This window comes from Nostoc sp. DedQUE09, from assembly GCF_034530915.1.
Taxonomy (GTDB): domain Bacteria; phylum Cyanobacteriota; class Cyanobacteriia; order Cyanobacteriales; family Nostocaceae; genus Nostoc.
Genome location: NZ_JAVRCE010000058.1, coordinates 43,324 through 50,802, shown reverse-complemented (window position 1 = coordinate 50,802; position 7,479 = coordinate 43,324). Strand labels below are relative to the sequence as shown.

The 7,479-nt window shown below is 45.2% G+C and carries 8 protein-coding genes; 7 read left to right on the top strand and 1 reads right to left on the bottom strand.

Going from position 1 to position 7,479, the window contains the following annotated elements:
- The coding region (locus RMY27_RS27515; RefSeq protein ID WP_416212371.1) for a WD40 repeat domain-containing protein at positions 1-363 on the top strand (363 nt) is incomplete at its 5' end.
- A 436-nt stretch (positions 364-799) separates the two neighbouring features.
- On the opposite strand, the gene RMY27_RS27510 is transcribed toward RMY27_RS27515, so the two are convergent.
- Positions 800-1,147, bottom strand: a complete 348-nt coding sequence (locus tag RMY27_RS27510) for a XisI protein (protein ID WP_322668029.1) — start codon at positions 1,145-1,147, stop codon at positions 800-802.
- Between the two features lie 68 nt (positions 1,148-1,215).
- Between RMY27_RS27510 and RMY27_RS27505 the strand changes: the two genes are divergently transcribed.
- The 6 genes from RMY27_RS27505 to RMY27_RS27480 all read left to right on the top strand — a co-directional run bounded on the left by RMY27_RS27505 (position 1,216) and on the right by RMY27_RS27480 (position 7,428).
- The gene (locus tag RMY27_RS27505) at positions 1,216-1,362 is read left to right on the top strand and encodes a hypothetical protein (RefSeq protein ID WP_322668028.1); all 147 of its coding nucleotides are present in this window, start codon (positions 1,216-1,218) and stop codon (positions 1,360-1,362) included.
- Positions 1,363-1,519: 157 nt separating this feature from the next.
- On the top strand, positions 1,520-1,690 hold the full coding sequence (locus RMY27_RS27500) for a hypothetical protein (protein WP_322668027.1): 171 nt from the start codon (positions 1,520-1,522) through the stop codon (positions 1,688-1,690).
- Positions 1,691-1,988: 298 nt separating this feature from the next.
- Positions 1,989-2,228, top strand: a complete 240-nt coding sequence (locus tag RMY27_RS27495) for a helix-turn-helix transcriptional regulator (RefSeq protein ID WP_322668026.1) — start codon at positions 1,989-1,991, stop codon at positions 2,226-2,228.
- A 4-nt stretch (positions 2,229-2,232) separates the two neighbouring features.
- Positions 2,233-5,016: a PAS domain S-box protein gene (locus RMY27_RS27490; RefSeq protein ID WP_322668025.1), complete on the top strand. Its 2,784-nt coding sequence runs from the start codon at positions 2,233-2,235 to the stop codon at positions 5,014-5,016.
- Positions 4,985-5,461 (top strand): response regulator, encoded by a 477-nt coding sequence (locus RMY27_RS27485; RefSeq protein WP_322668024.1) that lies wholly within the window; start codon positions 4,985-4,987, stop codon positions 5,459-5,461. Before RMY27_RS27490 ends, RMY27_RS27485 begins: the two co-directional genes overlap by 32 nt.
- Positions 5,461-7,428: a response regulator gene (locus tag RMY27_RS27480; protein ID WP_322668023.1), complete on the top strand. Its 1,968-nt coding sequence runs from the start codon at positions 5,461-5,463 to the stop codon at positions 7,426-7,428. Before RMY27_RS27485 ends, RMY27_RS27480 begins: the two co-directional genes overlap by 1 nt.
- The last annotated feature ends 51 nt before the right edge of the window (positions 7,429-7,479 follow it).

Sequence of the window (7,479 nt, the reverse complement as noted above, 5' to 3'; positions counted from 1 at the left end):
ACGCTCAACGGGCAACTGCTACAAGAATTCAAAGGGCATCAAGGCTTAGTCTGGGGTGTGAGTTTCAGCCCGGACGGCAAAACCATCGCCACGGCATCATCTGACAAGACAGCGCGGTTGTGGACGCTCAACGGGCAACTGCTACAAGAATTCAAAGGGCATCAAGGCGAAATCAACAGTGTGAGTTTCAGCCCGGACGGCAAAACCATCGCCACGGCATCAGATGACAACACAGCGCGGTTGTGGACTGTGGAGAATTTAGATCAATTGCTGGTGCGGGGTTGCAATTGGCTGCATGATTATTTGCAGAATAACCCGAATTTGGGTGAGAGCGACAAGCGTCTCTGCGATGATATCAAGTGAAAGCCAAGTGAAAAATTATGCATCGCCGGATTAATATCAGCTAGCCAGATAAAACGTCATTGCGAGTGCAACGATCGCAAAGCGTCTCGTTCGCGTAGCGTTCCGAAGGAAAGAGAAGCAATCACAAGCTCCATCCGGTAGCAATGCGATCGCTAGAAAACAGATTCCCATTGTAGGACAGGCGATCGCCTCTATCTATTCGATGTAGCTCAAGCAATATTTTGCGATCGCCCTTTCATAGTGAATCAAAGCGATTTTAACCAAAGCGCGATGGCACTACTTGTACTTGTCCATTAGGCGATCGCTTCTTTAATCCTTCTGCTTTTATAGCCCAATACGGTTGGGTTAAGGGTTATTGGTACAAAATATTGGGTTTTGAGACGCGATAAATCGCCGTCTCTACAAGTGTTTAGTCTTATCTGAACTGTATTGGCTTTTAGCCCACTGCATAGTCACTCATTTCACGCATGAAAGGAGGATAAAAACCTAGCACAATATCTTGTTTTGGCACGCCCAAATCGACTAAATCTGCCGCAATATCATGCTCGGTTGAATTGTAAAAAATCCAGATTTTCTCATTCCGAATATCCAGATGCATTACACAATGATGTACCCAGCGCTTATGCTGCCAACCCAGATGCACAATTTGATAGCGATCTCGCAGCGTATCAAAGATAGTCTCAACCTCAATATCACCATAAGCTGGCTTAACTTCTGCGTAACTCATCAACAATTGCTGCACGATTTGCTGATAGTTCTTTAATTTATCCGTCAGTTCTTCCATTGTGAAGAGCCGTCTTAACAACTTGATGAAAACGATCCTTAGCCACAACAAACAGATCCGATCTAGAGGTGCAATTTAAACCTATCACACCAAGTAAAAGAGCGATCGCTTTTTCTAGTAGCCAGAGTAACTCGATTTTAACTGCTTCCCCAATTGTGCGATCGGGGTTTACTGGCAGTCTCATCTACTCCCAAAGCTTAGATGCGATCGCCTAAGCGTCTCGAACGCGATCGCAATTGCGGATAATTATAAGCCAATACGCTTGGGTTAAGGCTAAAACTCTTTTTTTTAACGAACCGCCTTCTCTACAAGAGGCTTTCGCCATCGCGTAGCGTCTCGTTAGAGAAGGATGCAAAGATAAAAAAGGAAGAAATGCTTAACCTAAGCGTATTGAATTATAAGCGATCGCCATCTCTTCTCCTCTCATGGGATGATGAAGTAAAAGGGACTCTTTATTGGAGATTAGGTAATCTGGCAATTTACGATGACCCAAAAGATTTGCTACAACACTATGACTCTTCTATTCTGGGCGCAAATGCTTAAATACTAAAAGGTAAGCGATCGCAGTCAATTCATCAACGAAGTTCATCATTAGACTTCTGGGCATTTGTCGGGAAAAGGGTAAGGGGAAAGGGGGAAAGGTTCTGTATTGTCCCTTTCCCCTTTAACATGAACCCCTTTTTCTCCCTCTTGCAAAAGTGCTTTTTGCAAGAGGTCTATTGAACCTTTTAACTCAAACAGTTCAGTTAGAGACAAAAACAAAGAAGATATTCCCTAAGTAGGAGATAAATGTTAGGACATCTGTCCTAATGTGATTATTCTATGGAAAAAAAATACAGATATGTCTGTAACTAAGCAAGTGGAAATTTTAGATTTAATTCGGGAACTTCGTCAACAGCTCAATCTTTCTCAGAAACAGTTTGCTGCTAAAGTAGGAGTTTCTTTCAAAACAGTCAACCGTTGGGAGAATGGGCATACAGTCCCTTCACATATAGCACTAAAACTAATAGAAGAAATGTTACGGAAGATGGGTGAACCTGGGAAAAGACTGCTAAATCAGTATTTTCCAGAAGCAGAGTAGGGTTATGAGTCGTAAGGCAAGGGCATCGGAATCCCAAAATATCTTTTTTGGCAATAGAGACAAGGGCGCATTCATCCGGGAGAAACTGCTCCACTATGGTGTTGCTTTCCTATCCGTTGCCTTAGCACTGTGGGCAACTTTGCTGCTCAATCCATATCTCACTTCCACGCCTGCGGCACTATTCTTTGGTGCAGTGATGGTGAGTGCCTGGTACGGAGGCTTAGTACCAGGTTTACTTGCAACCCTTTTGTCTACTTTTGCAGTCAATTACTTCTTTTTTAAGCCACTCCATCCGCAGAACATTACAAATCCGAATATTGTAGTTCCCTTAATAGTGTTCATGGTGACAGCAGGGTTAATCAGCTGGCTTAACGCATCACGCCGCAACGCTCAACGGCAAGCTGAGGCAAACCTGAAGTCACTACGCGAAAGCGAGGCCCGGTTTGGTCGCTTAACAGAGTCCAATATTATCGGGGTAATTGTAGCCAATCTCAACGGCTTGCTCGTTGAAGCCAATGATGCCTTTCTAAAAATGCTCAATTATACCCGCGAGGATTTGCACTCTGGTCGAATCCGCTGGGGCGGGATCGTTCCACTCGAATATATTGAGGTGAGCGAACGAGCGATTCAAGAACTGACAATGACTGGGAGTTGTAAGCCCTTTGAGCAGAAATACATCCGCAAAGATGGCTCTCTAATTCCCGTTCTACTTGGCTTTGCTAAACAGGGAGATCGGACAATCATTGGGTTTGTTCTTGACTTAAGCGAACGCAAACAAGCTCAAGCAGAAGCCCAGCATCGCTCCCGCCAAGCAGAAGAAGCCCAGAGCATTTTGCAAATGCTTTTAGAACACGTCCCAGAGGGAATTATGATCGCTGGCGGCCCCCCTGATTTCCCAATCATCGCTAACAGCAAACTTACGCAAGAGCTTTTGGGCAAACCGAATGCATCTCTCGTTGGTATATCTTGTGAATCTTATGTTCAGTTCTACAATCTGTTCTTGGCTGATGGTGTCACGCCCCTCACTTTAGAGGAACTACCTTTATACCGGGCTACGCGCTATGGTGAAACGATCCGCGACGAAGAATGCATCATTGAACGTCCAGATGGTACTACAATTACAGCGATCGCCAATGTCGTACCGATTCGCGATTCCCAAGGTGAGATTATCGGTGCAATAGATTGCTGGCGCGATATCACCAACCGTAAGCTGATGGAGGAAGCACTGCGGCAACGAGAAACAGAACTTCGTTTAATTACAGATACGCTGCCAGTTCTGATTACTTTTGTAGATTCAGAACAACGCTACCGCTTCAACAACCGAGCGTATCAAGAGTGGTTTGGGCATTCGACGGCAGAAGTTTATGGAAAGCATCTTTGGGAAGTTTTGGGTAAATCCGCTTATGAAGTGCTTCGTCCTTATGTGGAACAAGTACTGGCAGGAGAGCAGGTAACATTTGAAAGTCAAGTTCCTTATAAAGACGGTGGCACACGTTACATTAATGCCATTTACGTTCCCCAGTTTAATAGACAGGGAATCGTTGAAGGGTATGCGGCGTTAGTCACCGACATCAGCGAACAGCAAGCTGCGCTACGCGAACGCAACTTGACAGAAGCAGCGCTACGTGACAGCGAGGAGCGATACCGAATTTTAACGGAAGTCTCACCACAGGCTATTTGGATGGGCAGTAGCGATGCTGGTATTACCTATTGCAATCAATACTGGTTAGACTATACCGGACTGACAATGGAGCAGACAGCTGGCTATGGCTGGATTTATGTCATTCACCCCGATGATCGCGATCGCGTCTTGAAAACTTCGATGCAGGCGGTTGCTAACGCGACCAACTATGAAATAGAAATTCGCTTTCGTCGAGTTTCTGATGGTAGCTATCGTTGGCATATTGTCCGGGGTTTACCATTTCGAGATCCAAGCGGACAGATTATCAAATGGGTGGGCATCGCCAGCGACATTCACGCTCGCAAAGTTGCTGAAGCCGCCCTGCAACAACTCAATGAAATGCTAGAGCAACGGATTCGAGAACGCACTGTCCAACTCGAAGCCGCCAATAAAGAACTCGAATCCTTCTCCTATTCAGTTTCTCACGACTTGCGGGCACCGCTGCGCCACATCGCCGGATTTGTAGAATTGCTTCAGAAACGGCATAACTCAACAACCTTAGATGAAACGAGTCAGCGCTATTTAAAAATAATTGCCGACACTGCCAAACAAGCAGGAATACTGATCGATGAATTGCTGACATTTTCTCGCATGGGGCGCACCGAAATGCGCTACATCAACCTCAATATGGAGGAATTGGTACATGAGGTAAAACGCGATTTGATTGCAGAAACTCCAGGACGCACAATCCATTGGCACATCGAATCACTGTTAGAAGCGCAAGGCGATCCCTCCATGCTGCGGCTCGTGCTTCGCAACCTGATGGGCAATGCCGTAAAATATAGCCAGACTCGAAACCCAGCAGAAATTACTGTTGGAAGTATTGACAATGAAAACGAAGTTATCTTTTTTGTACAAGATAACGGCGTAGGCTTTAATATGCAATATGTACACAAGCTATTCGGAGTATTTCAACGTCTACATAGCGACCCACAATTTGAAGGTACTGGTGTTGGATTGGCAAACGTGCAACGCATTATTCATCGGCATAATGGTCGAGTTTGGGCAGAAGCTGTAGTTGACAGTGGCTCCACCTTTTATTTCTCGCTGCCTAAATTGTCCAAGAAGGAGGGTGATGAAAGAACTCAAGCGAATTCTGCTAATTGAAGACAGTGCCAACGATGCAGAGTTAATATTAGCTGCCTTGTCAGAAAACCATCTCGCCAATGAAGTAGTGGTGGTACGTGATGGCGAAGAAGCATTAGATTATCTTTATCGCCGCGGATTGTTCCGGTTGCGAATGGAAGGATATCCTGTGGTAGTGTTGCTCGATTTGAAACTGCCTAAAGTTGATGGATTAGAAGTATTGGCACAACTCAAATCTGACCCAGTAATGCGAGTGATTCCAGTGGTGGTGCTGACTTCTTCCCGCGAAGAACCGGATTTAGTTCGATGCTACGAGCTAGGGGTCAATGCTTATGTTGTCAAGCCAGTAGACTACCATGATTTTGTTGATTCTATTAAAGGTGTGGGATTGTTTTGGGCGGTGATCAATCAGCCTCCGGTTGGTGCTTTACCTCCGGCACCTCATCTTCAAAAGGAGAGCAACTGATGAATGTCCTCCGTTTTCTTCTTTTGGAAGACAGCGTGTTAGATGCAGAGCTAGCCCAAGCGATATTAACTGAAGGAGGAATTAATTACGAACTGATCCGAGTCGAAACTGATGCTGATTTCGTAGCCGCTTTAGAAACAGAGACTTTCGATTTAATTCTTGCCGATTATGCCTTACCATCTTTTAATGGAATTTTGGCTTTGGAAATTGCCCGAAATCGCACTCCAGAGGTTCCTTTTATTTTTGTTTCGGCTGTACTGGGCGAAGAATTAGCGATCGAAGCTTTGAAGAACGGTGCAACCGATTATGTATTAAAGCAACGACTAGGGCGGTTAGTTCCCTCGGTGCAACGAGCGTTGCGGGAAGCTAAGGAGCGGCGCAAGCGCAAGCAAGCAGAGGAGTCTTTACAAAAGAGTGAAGCTAAGTATCGCCGAATTGTAGATACCTCTTATGAGGGAATCTGGATGATTGACTCTCAAACTCGAACAGAGTTTGTGAATCAGCGGATATCGCAGATGTTGGGTTATCCAGCAGAAGAGATACTCGGTCGTTCTATATTTGATTTTATGGATCTGGCTGATGATATTGCAGATAAAGAGAAACTGGAGTGGTTCAAAGGAGAAGAGAGCGATCTTAAAGAAGGGCGATTGCGCTGCCAGGATGGTTCGTACATCTGGACACTGATTTCTGCAAGGGCGATTTTGAATCAACAGGGTGAGTGCTTGGGTGCGATCGCCATGCTCACTGATATCACCGATCGCAAACGCACTGAAGAAGAACGCGATCGCCTTTTGCAACTTGAGCAAAAAGCCAGGGCGGAAGCTGAAGCTGCTAACCGCATCAAAGATGAGTTTTTGGCGGTACTTTCCCACGAATTGCGATCGCCCTTGAATCCAATTCTTGGTTGGGCAAAACTGTTGCAGAGCCGGAAATTTGATGAGGCATCGCTCAACAAAGCACTGAAAACTATTGAACGCAATGCCAAATTACAAGCTCAACTAATTGAAGACTTACTAGATGTTTCTCGCATCCTCCAAGGCAAACTCAGCCTCAACATGATTCCAGTCGATCTGGTATCTACCATTGAAGCCGCAATGGAAACAGTGCATTTGGCAGCAGAGGCTAAAACCATTCAGATTGAGACAATGCTCGATCCAACTGTAGGGAAAGTTTTGGGTGATCCAGCCCGCTTACAGCAAGTTTTCTGGAACCTTCTCTCGAATGCCGTCAAGTTTACTGAGACTGAGGGAAAAGTAAGTGTGCGATTGGAGCGTATCGAGGCTCAGGCGCAGATTACTGTCAGCGATACAGGTAAAGGTATTCACCCGAATTTTCTACCTTATGTATTTGATTATTTCCGTCAGGGTGATAGCACAACAACTAGAAAGTTTGGGGGATTAGGGTTAGGTTTAGCGATCGCTCGTCACTTGATTGAGATGCACGGGGGAACAGTTTGGGCGGAAAGCCCTGGTGAGGAAAAGGGAGCGATCTTCACAGTTAGGTTGCCGCTTATCAAGGACAATGCAACAATCAAGAATGATACAAATACTGATTCCTCAACTGCCGCTTTTCCCTACTCTTCACTCATGGGTTTACAAGTGCTGGTTGTAGATGACAATGATGATAGCCGCAACTTTTTCAGCTTTGTGCTGGAACAGTTTGGTGCGATCGTTACCGCAGTAGCATCTGGATATGAAGCATTACAAGCGCTAACCCAGTCAAAGCCAGATATCTTACTCAGCGATATTGGAATGCCAGAAATGAACGGCTATATGCTGATGCAACAGGTGCGGACTCTAGAAGCAGAACTGGGCAAAAAAAAGATACCTGCGATCGCTCTGACTGCTTATGCTGGTGAAATAAATCAGCAGTACGCACTAAAAGCAGGGTTTCAACAGCACATTGTTAAACCTGTAGCACCAGAGGAATTGCTTATGGCAATTTCTAACTTAGTCCAATCTACTTAATCTACAAATAATTTGGGATAATTGATTTTTTGCAAGCCTTTAACGCATATT